The sequence below is a fragment of the Pseudomonas sp. GW456-E7 genome, from assembly GCF_059424105.1.
The window spans coordinates 1-16,544 of the sequence record NZ_JBWKZB010000076.1 but is presented as its reverse complement, the minus strand read 5'-3'; the positions used below and the strand labels follow the sequence as shown (position 1 = coordinate 16,544).

15 protein-coding genes are annotated in these 16,544 nt (G+C 62.1%); 11 read left to right on the top strand and 4 right to left on the bottom strand.

Annotation, left to right across the window (positions count from 1 at the left end; genetic code table 11):
* From AC07YV_RS28505 to cysC, 3 genes are all read left to right on the top strand, one after another.
* Positions 1–5,448: beta strand repeat-containing protein (locus AC07YV_RS28505; RefSeq protein ID WP_494990386.1), on the top strand; the 5,448-nt coding region annotated here is incomplete at its 5' end.
* A gap of 44 nt (positions 5,449–5,492) precedes the next feature.
* Positions 5,493–7,007: a TolC family protein gene (locus AC07YV_RS28500; RefSeq protein ID WP_102702595.1), complete on the top strand. Its 1,515-nt coding sequence runs from the start codon at positions 5,493–5,495 to the stop codon at positions 7,005–7,007.
* Positions 6,991–7,596 (top strand): adenylyl-sulfate kinase, encoded by a 606-nt coding sequence (gene cysC / locus AC07YV_RS28495; protein ID WP_102702594.1) that lies wholly within the window; start codon positions 6,991–6,993, stop codon positions 7,594–7,596. The genes AC07YV_RS28500 and cysC overlap by 17 nt, the downstream gene beginning before the upstream one ends.
* Before the next feature lie 11 nt (positions 7,597–7,607).
* Here the strand turns inward: cysC and AC07YV_RS28490 are convergent, their stop codons facing one another.
* A complete protein-coding gene (locus tag AC07YV_RS28490) occupies positions 7,608–8,366 on the bottom strand; it encodes a slipin family protein (protein ID WP_015092956.1) in 759 nt (252 codons plus the stop codon).
* Positions 8,367–8,368: 2 nt separating this feature from the next.
* The gene (locus tag AC07YV_RS28485; protein ID WP_102702593.1) at positions 8,369–8,902 is read right to left on the bottom strand and encodes an NfeD family protein; all 534 of its coding nucleotides are present in this window, start codon (positions 8,900–8,902) and stop codon (positions 8,369–8,371) included.
* 199 nt (positions 8,903–9,101) lie between these two features.
* On the opposite strand from AC07YV_RS28485, the gene AC07YV_RS28480 reads away from it, so the two are divergent.
* Both AC07YV_RS28480 and AC07YV_RS28475 read left to right on the top strand, forming a co-directional pair.
* Entirely contained in the window at positions 9,102–9,563 is a 462-nt protein-coding gene (locus AC07YV_RS28480; RefSeq protein WP_007975646.1) for an aminoacyl-tRNA deacylase, read from the top strand.
* Positions 9,564–9,700: 137 nt separating this feature from the next.
* Complete coding sequence (locus AC07YV_RS28475) at positions 9,701–9,946, top strand: DUF2789 domain-containing protein (RefSeq protein ID WP_046040688.1); 246 nt, start codon at positions 9,701–9,703, stop codon at positions 9,944–9,946.
* Between the two features lie 4 nt (positions 9,947–9,950).
* Here AC07YV_RS28475 and AC07YV_RS28470 read toward each other — a convergent pair whose 3' ends face one another.
* Positions 9,951–10,232 (bottom strand): type II toxin-antitoxin system RelE/ParE family toxin, encoded by a 282-nt coding sequence (locus AC07YV_RS28470; RefSeq protein WP_102702592.1) that lies wholly within the window; start codon positions 10,230–10,232, stop codon positions 9,951–9,953.
* A complete protein-coding gene (locus AC07YV_RS28465) occupies positions 10,229–10,507 on the bottom strand; it encodes an antitoxin of toxin-antitoxin stability system (RefSeq protein WP_102702591.1) in 279 nt (92 codons plus the stop codon). The genes AC07YV_RS28470 and AC07YV_RS28465 overlap by 4 nt, the downstream gene beginning before the upstream one ends.
* A 198-nt stretch (positions 10,508–10,705) precedes the next feature.
* Between AC07YV_RS28465 and AC07YV_RS28460 the strand changes: the two genes are divergently transcribed.
* The 6 genes from AC07YV_RS28460 (at position 10,706) to AC07YV_RS28435 (ending at position 16,467) form a co-directional block, all read left to right on the top strand.
* The gene (locus tag AC07YV_RS28460; RefSeq protein WP_102702590.1) at positions 10,706–11,134 is read left to right on the top strand and encodes a MarR family winged helix-turn-helix transcriptional regulator; all 429 of its coding nucleotides are present in this window, start codon (positions 10,706–10,708) and stop codon (positions 11,132–11,134) included.
* Positions 11,131–13,203: an FUSC family protein gene (locus AC07YV_RS28455; protein ID WP_102702589.1), complete on the top strand. Its 2,073-nt coding sequence runs from the start codon at positions 11,131–11,133 to the stop codon at positions 13,201–13,203. The genes AC07YV_RS28460 and AC07YV_RS28455 overlap by 4 nt, the downstream gene beginning before the upstream one ends.
* Positions 13,200–13,409: a DUF1656 domain-containing protein gene (locus AC07YV_RS28450; protein ID WP_007987399.1), complete on the top strand. Its 210-nt coding sequence runs from the start codon at positions 13,200–13,202 to the stop codon at positions 13,407–13,409. Before AC07YV_RS28455 ends, AC07YV_RS28450 begins: the two co-directional genes overlap by 4 nt.
* Positions 13,406–14,293 carry an efflux RND transporter periplasmic adaptor subunit gene (locus AC07YV_RS28445; RefSeq protein ID WP_102702588.1) on the top strand — a complete coding sequence of 296 codons (888 nt, stop codon included), beginning with the start codon at positions 13,406–13,408 and terminating at the stop codon, positions 14,291–14,293. The genes AC07YV_RS28450 and AC07YV_RS28445 overlap by 4 nt, the downstream gene beginning before the upstream one ends.
* Positions 14,290–15,738, top strand: coding sequence for an efflux transporter outer membrane subunit (locus AC07YV_RS28440; protein ID WP_102702587.1), 1,449 nt, complete (start codon positions 14,290–14,292; stop codon positions 15,736–15,738). The genes AC07YV_RS28445 and AC07YV_RS28440 overlap by 4 nt, the downstream gene beginning before the upstream one ends.
* Before the next feature lie 93 nt (positions 15,739–15,831).
* Positions 15,832–16,467, top strand: coding sequence for an NADH:ubiquinone oxidoreductase subunit N (locus tag AC07YV_RS28435; RefSeq protein ID WP_102702586.1), 636 nt, complete (start codon positions 15,832–15,834; stop codon positions 16,465–16,467).
* Positions 16,468–16,544 lie beyond the last annotated feature (77 nt).

Below are 16,544 nucleotides of genomic sequence, written 5' to 3'. Positions count from 1 at the left end.
ACAGCCACCATCGTGGTCGCCGACAATGCGTTGAAAATCGGTGAAACGTCGTTGGTGACCATCACTTTCAGCGAAGCCGTGACCGGTTTCACCAATGCCGACCTGACCATTGCCAACGGCACCTTGACCTCTGTCAGCAGCAGCGACGGCGGCATCACCTGGACCGCGACCTTCACCCCGACCAGCGCCATCACTGACACCAGCAACGTTATCACCCTGGACAACAGCGGTGTGCAAAACGCCTCGGGCAATGCCGGCAGCGGCACCACCGATTCCAACAACTACGCCATCGACACCGTGCGTCCAACGGCGACCATCGTGGTGACTGACTCGGCACTGGCGGTGGGTCAGACATCGGTGGTGACTATCACGTTCTCCGAGGCGGTGACTGGCTTTACCACGGCCGACCTGACGGTGAGCAACGGTACTCTGAGCAATCTCAGCACCAGCGATAACATCACTTATACCGCGACCCTGACGCCGACGGCGGGCATCACTGATGCAACCAACCTGGTCACACTGGACAACAGCGGTGTGCAGGATGCAGCGGGTAACACCGGCAGCGGCACCACCGACTCCAACAACTACGCCATCGACAGCCAGCGCCCGACGGCCACCATCGTCCTGGCGGACGCGACCCTGAGTGCCGGCGAAACTTCACTGGTGACGATCACCTTCAGCGAGGCGGTGACCGGTTTTGACAACAGTGACTTGAGCATCGCCAACGGCACGCTCAGCGTAGTCAGCAGCAGCGACGGCGGGATTACCTGGACCGCGACGTTTACGCCAACCGCAGGCATAAGTGACGCCAGCAATATCATCACCCTGGCCAATACCGGCGTGACCGACATAGCCGGCAACACCGGCAGCGGCACCACCAATTCCGGCAACTACACCATCGATACGGTGCTGCCGACGGCGACCATCGTGGTGGCCGACAATGCGTTGGCAATCGGTGAAACGTCGTTGGTGACCATCACCTTCAGCGAAGCCGTCAGCGGTTTCTCCAATGCCGACCTGACCATCGCCAACGGCACCTTGACCTCCGTCAGCAGCAGCGACGGCGGCATCACCTGGACCGCGACCTTCACCCCGACCAGCGCCATCACCGACACCAGCAACGTCATCACCCTGGACAACAGCGGTGTGCAAAACGCCTCGGGCAATGCCGGCAGTGGCACCACCGATTCCAACAACTACGCCATCGACACCGTGCGCCCGACGGCGACCATCGTGGTGACGGACTCGGCGTTGAGCATTGGCGAAACCTCATTGGTGACGATCACCTTCAGTGAGGCGGTCAGCGGTTTCACCAACGCCGACCTGACCATTGCCAACGGCACGTTGACCTCGGTGAGCAGCAGCGACGGCGGCATCACCTGGACGGCAACCTTCACGCCTTCGGCGAGCATCAACGACACGACCAACCTGATCACCCTGGACAATACCGGGGTCAGCGACCTGTCGGGCAACGCCGGCAGCGGCACTACCGACTCCAACAACTATGCCATCGACATGGTCCGCCCGACCGCCACGATTGTGCTGGCCGACGCGACGCTGAGTGCCGGTGAAACCTCGTTGGTAACCATCACCTTCTCCGAGGCGGTGAGCGGATTCGACAATGCCGACCTGTCCGTTCCCAACGGCACGTTGAGCGCGGTGAGCAGCAGCGACGGCGGCATTACCTGGACGGCGACGTTCACGCCGAACGTTGCGATCAACGACACGACCAACCTGATCATCCTGGACAACAGCGGCGTCACCGATCTGGCCGGCAACGCCGGCACCGGCACGACAATTTCCGCCAACTTCACCATCGACACCGTGCTGCCGACGGCCACCATCGTGGTCGCCGACAACGCCTTGAACGTTGGCGAAACCTCGCTGGTGACCATCACGTTCAGCGAAGCCGTCAGCGGTTTCACCAATGCCGACCTGACCATCGCCAACGGCACCTTGACCTCCGTCAGCAGCAGCGACGGCGGCATCACCTGGACCGCGACCTTCACCCCGACCAGCGCCATCACCGACACCAGCAACGTCATCACCCTGGACAACAGCGGTGTGCAAAACGCCTCGGGCAACGCGGGCAGCGGCACCACCGATTCCAACAACTACGCCATCGACACCCAGCGCCCGACGGCGACCATCGTGGTGACGGACACGGCACTGAGCATCGGCGAAACCTCGCTGGTGACGATCACCTTCAGTGAAGCGGTCAGCGGTTTCACCAACGCCGACCTGACCATTGCCAACGGCACGTTGACCTCGGTAAGCAGCAGCGACGGCGGCATTACGTGGACTGCAACCTTCACGCCTTCGGCGAGCATCCACGACACGACCAACCTGATCACCCTGGACAATACCGGGGTCAGCGACCTGTCGGGCAACACCGGCAGCGGCACCACCGACTCCAACAACTACGCCATCGACACGGTTCGCCCGACGGCCACCATCGTCCTGGCCGACCCGACGCTGAGTGCCGGTGAAACCTCGTTGGTAACCATCACCTTCTCCGAGGCGGTGAGCGGTTTCGACAACGCCGACCTGTCCGTTCCCAACGGCACGTTGAGCGCGGTGAGCAGCAGCGATGGCGGCATCACCTGGACTGCGACGTTCACGCCGAACGTTGCGATCAACGACACGACCAACCTGATCATCCTGGACAACAGCGGCATCGCCGACCTGGCCGGCAACGCCGGTACCGGTACGACCAATTCCGCCAATTTCACCATTGACACCGTACTGCCGACAGCCACCATCGTGGTCGCCGACAACGCCCTGAACGTCGGCGAAACCACGGTGGTGACCATCACGTTCAGCGAGGCAGTGACCGGCTTCAGCAACGCTGACCTGAGCATCGCCAACGGCACCTTGAGCGCTGTGAGCAGCAGCGACGGCGGCGTCACCTGGACGGCGACCTTTACGCCCACCGCCAACATCACCGACGCCAGCAACCTGATCATCCTGGACAACAGCGGCGTGCAAAACGCCTCCGGCAATGCCGGCAGCGGCACCACCGATTCCAACACCTACGCCATCGACACCCAGCGCCCGACCGCCACCATCGTGGTCGCCGACACTGCCCTGAACGTCGGCGAAACCTCGCTGGTGACCATTACCTTCAGCGAAGCGGTGAGTGGTTTCAGCAACGCCGACCTGACCATCGCCAATGGCACCCTGAGCGCGGTGAGCAGCAGCGACGGCGGCATCACCTGGACGGCCACCCTGACACCGTTGGCTGCTATCACCGACACCAGCAACCTCATCCAGCTCGATAACAGCGGTGTTCAGGATGCGGCGGGCAACGCCGGCAGCGGCACCACGGACTCGAACAACTACACGATCGACAGCCAACGCCCGACCGCGACCATTGTCATGGCCGACACCGACCTTCGTCCCGGCGAAACAACCCTGGTGACCATCACCTTCAGCGAAGCGGTCAGTGGTCTGGACAGTTCCGATCTGAGCGTCGCCAATGGCAGCTTGAGCGGGTTGAGCAGCAGTGACGGCGGCGTCACCTGGACGGCGACCTTTACGCCCACCGCCAGCATCACCGACACCACCAACCTCATCACTCTGGACAACACCGGTGTCACCGACGCGGCAGGCAACGCCGGGAGCGGGGTGACCAACTCGGCGAATTACCTGGTGCAAACCAGTGTGCCGACCGCCAGCATTGTGATCGCCGACACGGCGCTCAAGGCCGGCGAAACGACGCTGGTGACCATCACCTTCAGCGAGGCGGTGAGCGGTTTCAGCAACGCCGACCTGGCCATCGTCAACGGTACATTGAGCAACGTCAGCAGCAGCGACGGCGGCATCACCTGGACAGCGGTCTTTACGCCAACCTCGAACGTTACCGACGCCAGCAACCTGATTACGCTCGACAATAGCGGCGTGGCCAATGGGTCGGGCAACATCGGATCGGGCACCACCGATTCGAACGGTTTTGCCATCGACACCGCACTGCCCACCGCGACCATCGTGGTTGCCGACTCGCAGCTCGGCATCGGCGAAACCACCACTGTGACCATCACCTTCAGCGAAGCGGTGAGCGGTTTCGACCTGTCGGACATCAGTGTTGCCAATGGCACGCTGTCGAACCTGAGCAGCAGCGATGGCGGCGTGACCTGGACTGCGACCCTGACGCCGACCGCCAATGTCAGCGATGCAACCAACCTGATCGTGCTCGACACCGGTCGCGTGCAGGACGTTGCCGGCAACTTCGGTGCGAGTATCGCCATCTCCAACAACTTCGCGCTCGATGCGACCCGGCCGACGGTGAGCATCGTGGTTGCCAACCCGAACCTGGGTATCGGCCAGACCACTACGGTAACCTTCACCTTCAGCGAGGCCGTCAGCAACTTCGATCTGTCCGATTTGAGCGTGACCAATGGCGACCTGAGCAATCTCGCCAGCAGCGATGGCGGCAAGACCTGGACCGCGACGTTCACACCGACGGCCAATGTCACCGACCCAAGCAACTTCATCGCCCTGGACACCCGCAACGTCACCGATCTGGTGGGCAACACCGGCAACACCGTGGCGGTGTCGAACAATTACACCCTCGACAGCGAACTGCCGACCGCCACCGTCGTGGTCGCCAATCCGAACCTGGGCGTGGGCCAGACCTCGCAGGTGACCATCACCTTCAGTGAAGCGGTCAGCGGTTTTGATTTGTCCGACATCAGTATTGCCAACGGCACCTTGTCCGACCTGCGCAGCAGCGATGGCGGCAAGACCTGGACCGCGATGCTGACGCCGACCGCCAACGTCAATATCGCCAGCAATGCGATCAGCATCAACCGCGCCGGTATCAGCGACATGGCCGGCAACAGTGGCAGCGGCGTCAGCCAGTCCGGCAACTTTGTCATCAACACGGTGCCGACCTCGTCGGTTGTCGTCGTAACGGTAGACCCCGAGTTCCAAAGCAGCACCCCGGTGACGCTGCCCGATGTGCCTAACGTGCCGCTGCAACCAACCATTTTCACGCCTCCGACGGGCAACCTCACTTCACCATTGACCTTCCAGCCGTTGTTCGAACAACGGGTGATCGGCAACGGCATCCGGCCGTTGGGCGATATTTTCATGAACCACGGCGCATTGACCCCGAGTTTCATTGCACAGGTTTTCACCAGCAGTGACAGCGGAGGCGATGGCTCGGGGCATGGTTTCCTCGGTTTCGGTGGCGGCGACGGCGGTGTGTTCGGCACCAGCACGCTGTCGAGCCTGTTCAATCAGGACAGCAGTGCAGAGCGCGATTCGTTGAACGCCTTTGGCAGTCAGTCGATCAAGTCCGGCGATGTTTCCCAAGGCCTGCGTGGGGTATTTGGCGCACCGACCCTGGGTCAGCAATTGCAACAACTCAAAGACAACGAGCAGCAGCAGGTCGACAAGCTGGCCGCCGCTCTGAAGCTGGCCGGCATCAGCGAAATGCAGGCCTGATGAAAACTTTCACTTTTGATGCGGCACCCAGGGGCGATGCAAGGATGAAAAAAAGTCATAAGTTGTTCGGCGCCAGCCTGCTGTCGCTGGCGATCAGCGGATGCGCAGTCACCAGTGAGCCGATCGAACGCAGTGTCAGTGAGCAGCGGGCCAAAAGTGACCTGCAAGCCATGTACAAGGGGCAGGAGCCCCTTGGTGGCCCGTTGACCCTGCACCAGGCCATGGCCCGCGCGGTGAAATACAACCTCGAAGGCCGGTTGAAAATCATGGAAGAGGCCCTGGCCAAGCGTCAGCTCGACCTCGCCAGTTTCGACATGCTGCCGCGCATGGCGCTGGACGCCGGATACGTGGGGCGCAACAACGTCAACGCCTCCAGCAGCCAGAGTGTGCGCACCGGCACGCAGTCCCTGGAACCTTCGACCTCCCAGGACCGCGACCGTGATGTAGCGGACCTGACCATGGTCTGGAACGTGCTCGATTTTGGTGTCAGTTACATCAGCGCCAAGCAGCAGGGCGACCAGCGCCTGATCGTTCAGGAGCGTCGGCGCAAGGTGATCAATACCATCGTCCAGGACGTGCGCTCGGCGTACTGGCGGGCGATGGCCGCCGAACGCCTGCTCACACAGATCGACAGCCTGATGGCGCGGGTTGAAACCGCGCGCAACAACAGCCAGAGCATGAGCCAGCAACGCATTGGCGACCCGGTGCAGGCCCTCGGTTATCAGCGCTCGCTGATCGAGGCGACCCGCCAGCTGGAAGAGCAGCGCCGTGCGTTGTCACTGGCCAAGACCGAACTGGCCACCCTGATCAACCTGCCGATGGGCACGGAGCTGACCCTGGCGACCGATAACGGTTATGAGATTCCCGAGCTCAAGGTCGATCTGGCCAGCCTCGAACAGGAAGCCTTGACCAGTCGTCCGGAACTGCGCGAACAGGATTATCAGACCCGCATCAGTGCGGCCGAGACCCGCAAGGCCATGTTGCGCCTGCTGCCGGGCCTGGAGTTCTCCGCCGGCGGACATTACGACAGCAACTCGTTCCTGGTGGAGCAAGGCTGGGCCGATTACGGCGTCAAAGTCACCTGGAACCTGTTCAACGTGATCTCGGCTCCAGCGGCGATCGACGTCGCCAAGGCCGGTGAAGAAGTCGCCACGGCGCGCCGTCAGGCGATGTCGATTGCGGTGCTGGCGCAGTTGTATGTGGCCAATGCCAACTACCGCGAGGCCTTGCGCCAGTTCAAGACCAATCAGCAATTGTCGGACATCGACGGGCAAATCGTCGGTCAGTTGCGCAACCGTCACCAGGCGGACGGTATCGGCGAGCTTGATCTGATCCAGGGGGAACTCAACACCTTGCAGGCCGATCTGCGTCGTGACCTGTCCTACGCCGACCTGCGCAACGCCTATGGGCAGATTTTCGCCAGCGCCGGTCTCGACCCGCTGCCGGATCAGGTGCAATCGACGCAAGTCCAGTCCATCGCCACGGCCCTGGCCAACCGCGAAGCGGCCTGGGCGGCAGGTGATATTACGGTGCCGGTGACGCATGCCCCGGTGCGCTGACGTGAAGGCCCCGACCGCCAGCGTCAGCCGGGCTCAGCGCGAGCGACGCAACGGTCATCGCGGCGCGGCCATCCTGCTGACCGGCCTGCCGGCGGCAGGCAAGTCGACCCTTGCGCAAGCGCTGCACGCCGAGTTGTTTGCCCGCGGACTGCAAAGCGTGGTGCTCGATGGTGATGGGCTGCGGGTGGGGCTCAACCGAGACCTGGGCTTTGGCGACAGCGATCGTCAGGAGAACATCCGCCGCGCCAGCGAACTGGCATCGTTGCTGGTGGAGAACGGACACATCGTGATCATGGCGATGATCGCGCCCTTGGTGGAATTGCGTGATGTGTTCGCCCGGCGACTCGGTGACGACTACCGGGAAGTCTGGTGCAGCGCGGCCCTGGCGGTGTGCGAGCAACGTGATCCGAAAGGTCACTATGCCCGTGCCCGACGTGGAGAGCTGACCGGCTTTACCGGGGTGTCTGCGCCGTATCAGGCGCCCGTCGATGCGGCGCTGGTGCTCGACACCGGGGTACAAACGGTCGAGGCCTGCCTTGATCGACTGCTGACCTGGCTCGCTGAATCCGAAGTGCTGCCCAGGTCCTGACCGATCGGCGTTCAGGGTTTCGACGACAAGTCAGCCATGCCCTTGAGCAACTCGATCGGCAACGGAAAGACGATGGTCGAGCTCTTGTCGCCGGCAATCGAACTCAGGGTCTGCATGTAGCGCAGTTGCATGGCCCCCGGTTGGCGGCCCAGCATTTCGGCGGCCTGCATGAGTTTTTCCGAGGCCTGCAATTCGCCTTCGGCGTGGATCACCTTGGCGCGCCGTTCCCGTTCGGCTTCTGCCTGCCTGGCAATGGCGCGGATCATCGATTCGTTGAGGTCCACGTGCTTGATCTCGACGTTGGCGACCTTGATGCCCCAGGCGTCGGTCTGGGCGTCGAGCACTTGCTGGATGTCCAGGTTCAGCCGTTCGCGTTCGGCCAGCAGTTCGTCCAGTTCGTGTTTACCCAGCACCGCCCGCAACGTGGTTTGCGCCAATTGACTGGTGGCGGCCAGGAAATCCTCGACCTGGATGATGGCTTTCTGCGGATCGAGCACGCGGAAATACAGCACCGCGTTGACCTTGACCGACACGTTGTCGCGGGTGATCACGTCTTGCGGCGGCACGTCCAGCACCACGGTGCGCAAGTCGACCCTGACCATTTGCTGGACCACCGGAATCAGCAGGATCAGGCCGGGACCCTTGACCTGCCAGAAGCGCCCGAGCTGGAACACCACCCCGCGCTCGTACTCGCGCAGGATGCGGAACGTCGACCCCGCCAGTGCGATGAGCAACAGCAGCAGCGCGACAAGACCCAATTGCAAACCCATGACTATTCTCCGCCCGGCGCCGCGTCAGCCGCGGCCACTTGCAGCAGCAAGCCCTTGCGCCCCACCACCCGCACCTGTTGCCCGGGTTGCAGCGGCGTTGCGCTGAGCACTTGCCATCGTTCTCCTTGCAGATGAATCCAGCCGCCATAGGCGTTGCCGGCCTGCAATGACGTCACTGCCGTCACGCTGCCGAGCAGCCCGGCATCACCACTGACGATGTGGCGCGGTCGGGTTTTCAAGGCGTGAATCACCAGGTAGATCAGTAGCAGCGCGCTGACCACTGCCAGGCCGATCATCAACGGCACGGGCACTTCGGTGTTGGACAGGATCACCGCGCCGATCACGAACATCACGATGCCGCCCAGGCCGATCACGCCGTAATTGGGCAGGGCCGCTTCGGCGATCAGGAACGCGATGCCGAAGGTGATCAGCCAGATCCCCACGGGATTGGGCACCAGCAACACCACCGTGTCGGCAGCGAAGGCCGATCCGCTCAACGCCAACAGCAACGCAACTGCACAACAACGCGTGTTCACCTGACCCTCCGGGAGAGTCGTGGAGTGGCTCTGAGTTCAGTTTAGTTGAGCCTCGGCCTGTATGAATTTTGCTCAATTGTCGTCGTCGGCCGATGGGCGGATTTCCCGCCGGATTACGCCGGCGGGCCTAGACTTTTACTACGCAAGCAACGCTTTAACCATCGTCTGCCAGCGATCACGGCGGACACCGAGGTGCATCATGCGTATGGCAAGAACTGTGCAGCGAAGCCTGGAAAAGGCTCAATGCGAATATGACATCGTCAGCCACCCCCACTCGGCCAGCAGCCTCGAAACGGCGCGGGTCGCCGGTATTCCTGCCGAACGGGTGGCCAAATCGGTGATCCTCGACGATCACCATGGGCACTACCTGATGGCCGTGCTGCCCGCCAGCCGTCACCTTGACCTGAGCAAGGTCCGCAGCAGCGGTGAGTGGCAGGTTTCCCGGGAAAGCAACCTGGCGCACCTGTTCGACGATTGCGAACGCGGTGCCGTACCGGCGCTGGGTGAGTCCTATGGGTTGGAGGTGGTCATCGACCCGCTGCTGACCCGGCAGAAAGACATCTATCTGGAGGCCGGCAACCACGTCAATCTGGTGCGCATGGACATGCCCGAGTTCCTGAAAATGGTGCCGCATGCGGAGGTGCGGGAGTTGAGTCATTAGGTCTGCAGCGTCTTCGCTGCCGTCATCGCGAGCAAGCTCGCTCCCACAAGGGTCTGTGTCGATCACAAAACCTGTGGGAGCGAGCTTGCTCGCGATGACCGCGTAGCGGTCCCTAAATTGGTCCCCAGGAGTTCGACATGGAAAACCCAACCCACAACCTCCCTTCGCTGTTCAAACAACTCGGCCTGCCGGACGACGCCGAAAGCATCGATAAATTCATCGCCACCCATTCACCGCTCAAACCTGAACTGCACCTTGCGGATGCATTTTTCTGGAGCCCGAGCCAGGCGGAGCTTCTGCGTGAGGAGATACTCGATGACGCAGATTGGGCGGAGGTGGTGGATCAACTGGATGTGATGTTGAGGAAGGGGCGGGGGGTGTGAACCGTCATCGTCCGGGCGGCCACTGTCGAGAAGTATGGACCAGGGCGAGTATCCAGATGGCGTCCAGTCCCTGTTCATAAACAATGCGGTAACTCTGATGTGGAATCAGCTCGCGAGTGCCTGAAATGATCCCGGCAGGGCCGCTTTCCGGGTTTTGGGCAAGCCGGGATAGTGCATCGCTGAACCGGTTGTCCATGTCGATGGCTGCTTTCGGGTTAACGGCATGCAGGTAATCCCAAATGTCTGCACGGTCCTGTGCTGCTTCTTTCGTCCATATTATTTTCATTCTTGTCGCTCGGCCCGCCTGCGCCTGGCAGCGAACTCTGCCTCGATTTCATCATTTGTCAGCCCGTCGCCGGCGCGCATCGAAGCGCGTGCGGTGTCGACCTTGCGCTGCAGGAATGCTTCGTACTCGCGAGCCTCCCGTTGGGTTTGAACAAACTGACGCATCATTTCCCGGACGATTTGCGAGGCGGGGCGATGAGCGGCGTCTGCCTCTGCCATGAACTGTTCACGCAATTCAGACTCAAGTTTCATTGTAAAAACGGCTTGTTTAGACATGGCTGCCTTCTCGGTTGTCGTAATGACAAAGTATATACATCTTCAGTACGTTGGCTGATTCACCTCTATGGCTTCGCGACGGATGGCAGCCAATTTGTTTCAAAACTTGACGGAAAATCCTCTCCAATGCAATATTGATAGTTAGCAAACTAACAGTGTGTATTTTCCCTCGTGCCGAACAACCTCGACGTTCTCCAGATGAACATCAGCAGTGCCATGGTGGTGGCCGCCAGGCATTGGCGCAAAATCTGCCAGACCACGCTGGTCAACTATGGAATCTCCGAAGCCTGCGCCGTTCCGCTGTTGATGATCGGGCGCCTGGGCGAGGGCGTGCGCCAGGTGACGGTGGCGCAAGCCGCAGGGATGGAGAGCCCATCGCTGGTGCGCCTGCTGGATCAACTGTGCCATTCCGGATACGTCTGCCGGACCGAAGATACCCAGGACCGCCGCGCCAAATGCCTGAGCCTGACCGAAACCGGCCGGGAGCTGGTGCAGGCGGTTGAAGTGGAACTGGTGCGCTTGCGCCAGGAAGTCCTGGAAGGTATTGACCCGAGTGATCTGGAAGCTACGCTGCGGGTACTGAGAGCTTTTGAAGCGGCCACGCCGCCATCGGTGGCCAACTCTTGAACGGATTTTTTGCTGGCATGCCCCCGGCGCGAGACTGGTTCTATGGGGTCCGCACCTTCGCCGCCTCGATGATCGCGCTGTACATCGCCTTGCTCATGCAAATGCCGCGTCCGTACTGGGCGATGGCCACGGTGTACATCGTTTCCAGCCCGTTTCTCGGCCCTACCAGTTCCAAGGCGTTGTACCGGGCAGTCGGCACCTTTATCGGCGCGGCGGCGGCGGTGCTGTTCGTGCCGATGTTCGTGCAGAGCCCCTACGTGCTGGTGGTGGTGATTGCGCTGTGGACCGGCACGCTGCTGTTTCTGTCCCTGCATTTGCGCACTGCGAACAACTACGCCTTGATGCTTGCCGGTTATACCTTGCCGTTGATCGCCCTGCCGGTGGTGAACAACCCGCTGGGGGTGTGGGACGTGGCCGAGGCGCGGACCGAAGAAATCTTTCTCGGCATCGCCGTGGCGGCAGTGGTCGGTGCCATGTTCTGGCCGCGGCGCCTGGCGCCGGTGTTCAATGATTCGGTGAGCAAATGGTTTACCGATGCATCGACCTACAGCCTGCGTTTCCTCAGTCGCAACGTGCAGCCTGAAGAAGTCAGTGCGTTGCGCGCATCGATGGTCGCCACCTTCAACTCCCTGGAGTTGATGATCGGTCAGTTGCCACACGAAGGTTCGCGTCCGCAGACGGTGCGCAATACCAAGGAGTTGCGTGGGCGGATGATTCATCTGCTGCCGGTAGTCGATGCCCTCGACGATGCGCTTTATGCCCTGGAACGACGTACGCCCGAGCTTGTGGACAAGTTCGCGCCGTTGCTGACGGCCACCACCGAATGGCTCGCGCACAAGGATGCCGACCTCGACCGCTGGCAAGCACTCAAGGATCAACTGGAAGCCCTGCAACCCGCCTCCGAAGCGCTGGATGACCGCAAGCAACTGCTGTTCTCCAACGCGATCTACCGTCTCGGCGAGTGGATCGATTTGTGGCAGGACTGCCGCAGCCTGCAATACGCCATCCAGTGCGAAAGCCAGGACAGCTGGCGCGCGGTGTATCGGCACTGGCGGCTGGGGCGGCTGTCCCCGTTTCTGGATCGCGGCCTGATGTTGTATTCCGCGGCTTCCACCGTCACTGCGATTATCGTGGCCTCGGTGTTGTGGATTCTGCTCGGCTGGACCGATGGCGGCAGCGCCGTGATCCTGGCAGCGGTGGCGTGCAGCTTCTTCGCCTCGATGGACGACCCGGCGCCGCAGATTTACCGGTTCTTTTTCTGGACGGCGATGTCGGTGGTGTTCGCCAGCCTTTATCTGTTTCTGGTGCTGCCCAACCTGCATGACTTTCCGATGCTGGTGCTGGCGTTTGCCGTGCCGTTCATTTGCGTCGGCACCCTGACGGTCAAGCCGCAGTTTTACCTGGGCATGCTGCTGACCCTGGTCAACACCTCGTCCTTCATCAGCATCCAGGGGGCCTACGACGCCGACTTCCTCAGTTTCGCCAACTCCAACCTGGCCGGTCCGATGGGGCTGCTGTTCGCGTTCATCTGGACCCTGATCGCCCGGCCGTTCGGGGCCGAGCTGGCAGCCAAGCGCCTGACCCGTTTCAGCTGGCGTGACATTGTCGGCCTCTCCGAGCCGGCCACGTTGTCCGAACATCGGCTGCTGGGCATAAAGATGCTCGATCGGCTGATGCAGCACCTGCCGCGCCTGGCCATGACCGGCCAGGACTCCGGCGTGGCGCTGCGGGAAGTGCGGGTGGCGCTGAATCTGCTGGACCTGCTCGCCCATACGCCGCGGGTCCTCGGTGTGCCGCAGGTGCTGCTGCGCCAGGTAGTCGCCGAGGTTGGCGAGTACTTCAAGGCCTGTCTCAAGGCCGGTGAGCGCTTGCCGGCACCGAGCCCGCTGCTGATGACCCTCGACCGCACGCGTCGCGCCCTCAGCGGTGCCGGCGATGACGAAACCCGTCGGCATCTGCTGCACGCCCTGAGCGGCCTGCGCCTGGCACTGTTGCCAGGTGTCGAATTCGTCGGTGCCGCCGAGCCCGAAGAACCGCTTCCCCATGGCATTGATGGAGCGCCTTTATGATCGGTGACCTGGATCTCAGCGGGGTGTTTCTGCCCACGCTGCTGGTGCTGATGGGCATTACCTATGTGTTGTACCTGTTGGTGCACGGGGTGCTGACGCGCCTGCACTTTTACCGTCTGGTCTGGCACCGGGCATTGTTCAACGTGGCCCTCTACGCCCTGCTGCTTGGCGCCGTGGACTCACTCAGTCGATACCTGATGACATGAAAAAACCCTTTCTAACCCTTGGTCGCGTGGTGTTGACCCTGCTGATCGTGAGCTTTGCCGTGGTCGTGGTCTGGCGCATGGTGATGTATTACATGTTCGCGCCCTGGACCCGCGATGGGCACATCCGTGCCGACATCGTGCAAATCGCGCCGGATGTTTCCGGGTTGATCCAGCAAGTGGAGGTGCGCGACAACCAGTTGGTCAAGCGCGGCCAGGTGCTGTTCAGCATCGATCCGGACCGCTTCAAGCTGGCACTGCGCCAAGCGAAAGCGGCTGTCGCCGACCGCGAAGAAACCCTGGCCCAGGCCCAGCGCGAGGCCAGGCGAAACAAAGGTCTCGGTAACCTGGTGCCGGCTGAGCAACTGGAAGAAAGCCAGTCGAAAGTGGCCCGCGCCCAGGTGGCCTTGATGGAAGCCCAGGTGGCGGTGGACAGCGCGCAGCTCAACCTCGACCGCTCGGTGATCCGCAGCCCGGTGGACGGCTACGTCAACGACCGTGCGCCACGGACCCAGGAGTTCGTCAGCGCCGGGCGTCCGGTGCTATCGGTGGTTGACAGCAATTCGTTCCACATCGACGGTTATTTCGAAGAAACCAAACTGAACGGCATCCATATCGGCCAGAACGTCGACATCCGGGTGATCGGCGACAATGCGCGCTTGCGCGGGCACGTAGAAAGCATCGTTGCCGGTATCGAAGACCGCGACCGCACCAGCGGCAACAACCTGCTGCCCAACGTCAACCCGGCCTTCAGTTGGGTGCGCCTGGCCCAACGGATTCCGGTGCGCATCGCCTTCGATGACGTGCCGGAAGATTTCCGCATGATCGCCGGGCGCACCGCCACGGTATCGATCATCGACGATCAGCAACGGGAGCCGGCGCAATGAGCAAGGCCTCGGGTTTGGCGGTCGCCGGTTTAGGTTTGCTGCTGTCGGCGTGTCAGATGGTCGGGCCGGATTATCACTTGCCCGAAGAGGCGGCTGTCCATCGTCCAGATATCCAGGGCGATCTGGCGGTCGACGGCAAAACGGTGGTGTCCGCACCGGTGCCGGCCGATTGGTGGCGCCTGTACAAGGACCCGCGACTCGACCAGCTGGTACAGCAGGCCATGGCCTCCAACACCGATTTGCGCGTGGCGGCGGCCAGCCTGTTGCGGTCTCGCGCTCAGGTGGATGAGGCCGAAGCGGCAGGCGGCTGGAGCGGCGGCGTGCAGATGGGCGCCCAGCGCTTGCAGGAGTCCGGCCAGGCGTTCCTGCTACCGGAAAAAGTGCCGGTAGCCAACATTGGCGACATCGGCATCAGCGCGTCTTACCAGTTCGACCTGTTCGGGACCTTGCAACGCGGTATCGAAGCGGCCAAGGCCAATGCCGATGCGACGCAGGCCGCCGCCGATACGGCACGCATCACCGTGGTGGCCGACGTGGTACGGGCCTACACCCAGGTGTGCGCGGCCAATGAAGAGCGGGAAATCGCCCAGCACTCCCTCGACCTGCAAGCGCAAAGCACCACACTGATCCAGCGCCTGCGCGATGCCGGGCGTGGCGACGAAACCCAGGTCACCCGCTCGCAAACCCAATTCAAATCCCTGCGCGCCGACATGCCGCGCTATGAGGCCTCACGTCAGGCCGGGCTGTATCGCCTGTCGATGTTGCTGGCCAAGCCGGTGGACCAACTGCCGGCTGGCACCGCGACCTGCGACGAGCTGCCGAAAATCGCGCAATTGGTCCCGGTGGGCGATGGCGCCGCGCTACTCAAGCGTCGCCCGGATGTGCGGCAGGCCGAGCGGCGGCTGGCGGCCGCGACGGCCGGTATCGGTGTCGCCACGGGTGAGCTGTACCCGAATATCAGCATCGGCGCGACCATCGGTACCGTCGGTATCCTCGACGATCTCGGCGACCCGTCGACCAACCGCTGGGGCTTCGGCCCGTCGCTGACCTGGAAGGTCCCGACCAACGGCGCCCGGGCGCGCATCCGCGAAGCCGAAGCGGTGACCCAGGCCACGCTGGCGCATTTCGATGGGGTGGTGCTCAACGCGATTCGTGAAACCCAGACCAGCCTTGCCCAATACACGGCCTTGCTGCAACGCCGCGACGCCCTGGCCGATGCCGAGCAATCGGCAAAACTGGCGGCTGAACAGACCCATCGCTTCTTCCAGGCCGGTCGCGAATCGTTCCTGGCGGACTTGCAAGCGACCCGCACTTACACGGATGTCACGGCGCAATTGGCCGCTGCCAACACCCAGGTAGCCGCCAGCCAGATCGATTTGTTCCTTGCGTTGGGCGGCGGCTGGGAAAGCGGACGAACGCAAGCGTCGAACTCCGGCAAACCCTGAGGCCGTTGCTATGCTTTGAAGTGTTGGAGGGGCGCCTCGTGCAAAGCGCCCTTTCTTCGCACAAGGCTCGCGCAGGTCAGGGGGAAACCAATAATGAAAAACCCTTATGCTCTCGGTTTCTGGTGCGCCATCGTGGCATTAGTGCTGCTGTCGGCCACCTATTTCTACGGCGTCATGCTGGCCCACCAGATCGACAAGGCTCTGGTGTTCCTCGACAGTGCCGTCGCGTTGATCGCCGTGATGTCCGTTGCGGTGGTGGCCTGGGCGTCGGTCCAGAATCAGCGCATCAAAAAAAGACAACTCGAACAAGGCAAGACCCTGGTCCTGATCTGGGATACCAAGGTGGCGTTGCGTCGTGTCGAAACGGTGTTCGACCGTTATTTCTGGGGCAGTTACTGGCAACCGGGGCGCACGTTCCAGGAAGTCATGGGCGAATTGACCGGCACGCCGCTGGAAAAAAGCCTCGAAACCCTGAAAAAACAATGCCTGGCACTGGATCGGCAAGTGGCTGACGACGGTCGGCACTGGCTCAGCAATGCCCGGGAGCTGGCCGATGTCGCCACGGCCATGGCCCGCGAACGTTATCAACTGGACGTCTGCGACCCCCGCGCGGAAGTGACGGGCGGAGCGGTGATCAACCGCGACTTCGAAGTGCTGGTGTACACCTGGACGGCGCGGCTTAAAAGCTTTGATCATCAACTGGACGAGATCGAAGTCCAATACTCCTGATTTTGTGTTGGCTGTTCTGACGCCTTCGCGAGCAAGCCCGCTCCCACATTGGAATGCATTCCCCTGTGGGAGCGGGC

Bases quoted from the DNA above. Each gene is read 5' to 3' on its own strand.
- AC07YV_RS28500 (WP_102702595.1), top strand. From the start codon at position 5,493: ATGAAAAAAAGTCATAAGTTGTTCGGCGCCAGCCTGCTGTCGCTGGCG.
- cysC (WP_102702594.1), top strand. From the start codon at position 6,991: ATGCCCCGGTGCGCTGACGTGAAGGCCCCGACCGCCAGCGTCAGCCGG.
- AC07YV_RS28490 (WP_015092956.1), bottom strand. From the start codon at position 8,366: ATGGGTTTGCAATTGGGTCTTGTCGCGCTGCTGCTGTTGCTCATCGCA.
- AC07YV_RS28480 (WP_007975646.1), top strand. From the start codon at position 9,102: ATGCGTATGGCAAGAACTGTGCAGCGAAGCCTGGAAAAGGCTCAATGC.
- AC07YV_RS28475 (WP_046040688.1), top strand. From the start codon at position 9,701: ATGGAAAACCCAACCCACAACCTCCCTTCGCTGTTCAAACAACTCGGC.
- AC07YV_RS28470 (WP_102702592.1), bottom strand. From the start codon at position 10,232: ATGAAAATAATATGGACGAAAGAAGCAGCACAGGACCGTGCAGACATT.
- AC07YV_RS28465 (WP_102702591.1), bottom strand. From the start codon at position 10,507: ATGTCTAAACAAGCCGTTTTTACAATGAAACTTGAGTCTGAATTGCGT.
- AC07YV_RS28460 (WP_102702590.1), top strand. From the start codon at position 10,706: ATGAACATCAGCAGTGCCATGGTGGTGGCCGCCAGGCATTGGCGCAAA.
- AC07YV_RS28450 (WP_007987399.1), top strand. From the start codon at position 13,200: ATGATCGGTGACCTGGATCTCAGCGGGGTGTTTCTGCCCACGCTGCTG.
- AC07YV_RS28445 (WP_102702588.1), top strand. From the start codon at position 13,406: ATGAAAAAACCCTTTCTAACCCTTGGTCGCGTGGTGTTGACCCTGCTG.
- AC07YV_RS28440 (WP_102702587.1), top strand. From the start codon at position 14,290: ATGAGCAAGGCCTCGGGTTTGGCGGTCGCCGGTTTAGGTTTGCTGCTG.
- AC07YV_RS28435 (WP_102702586.1), top strand. From the start codon at position 15,832: ATGAAAAACCCTTATGCTCTCGGTTTCTGGTGCGCCATCGTGGCATTA.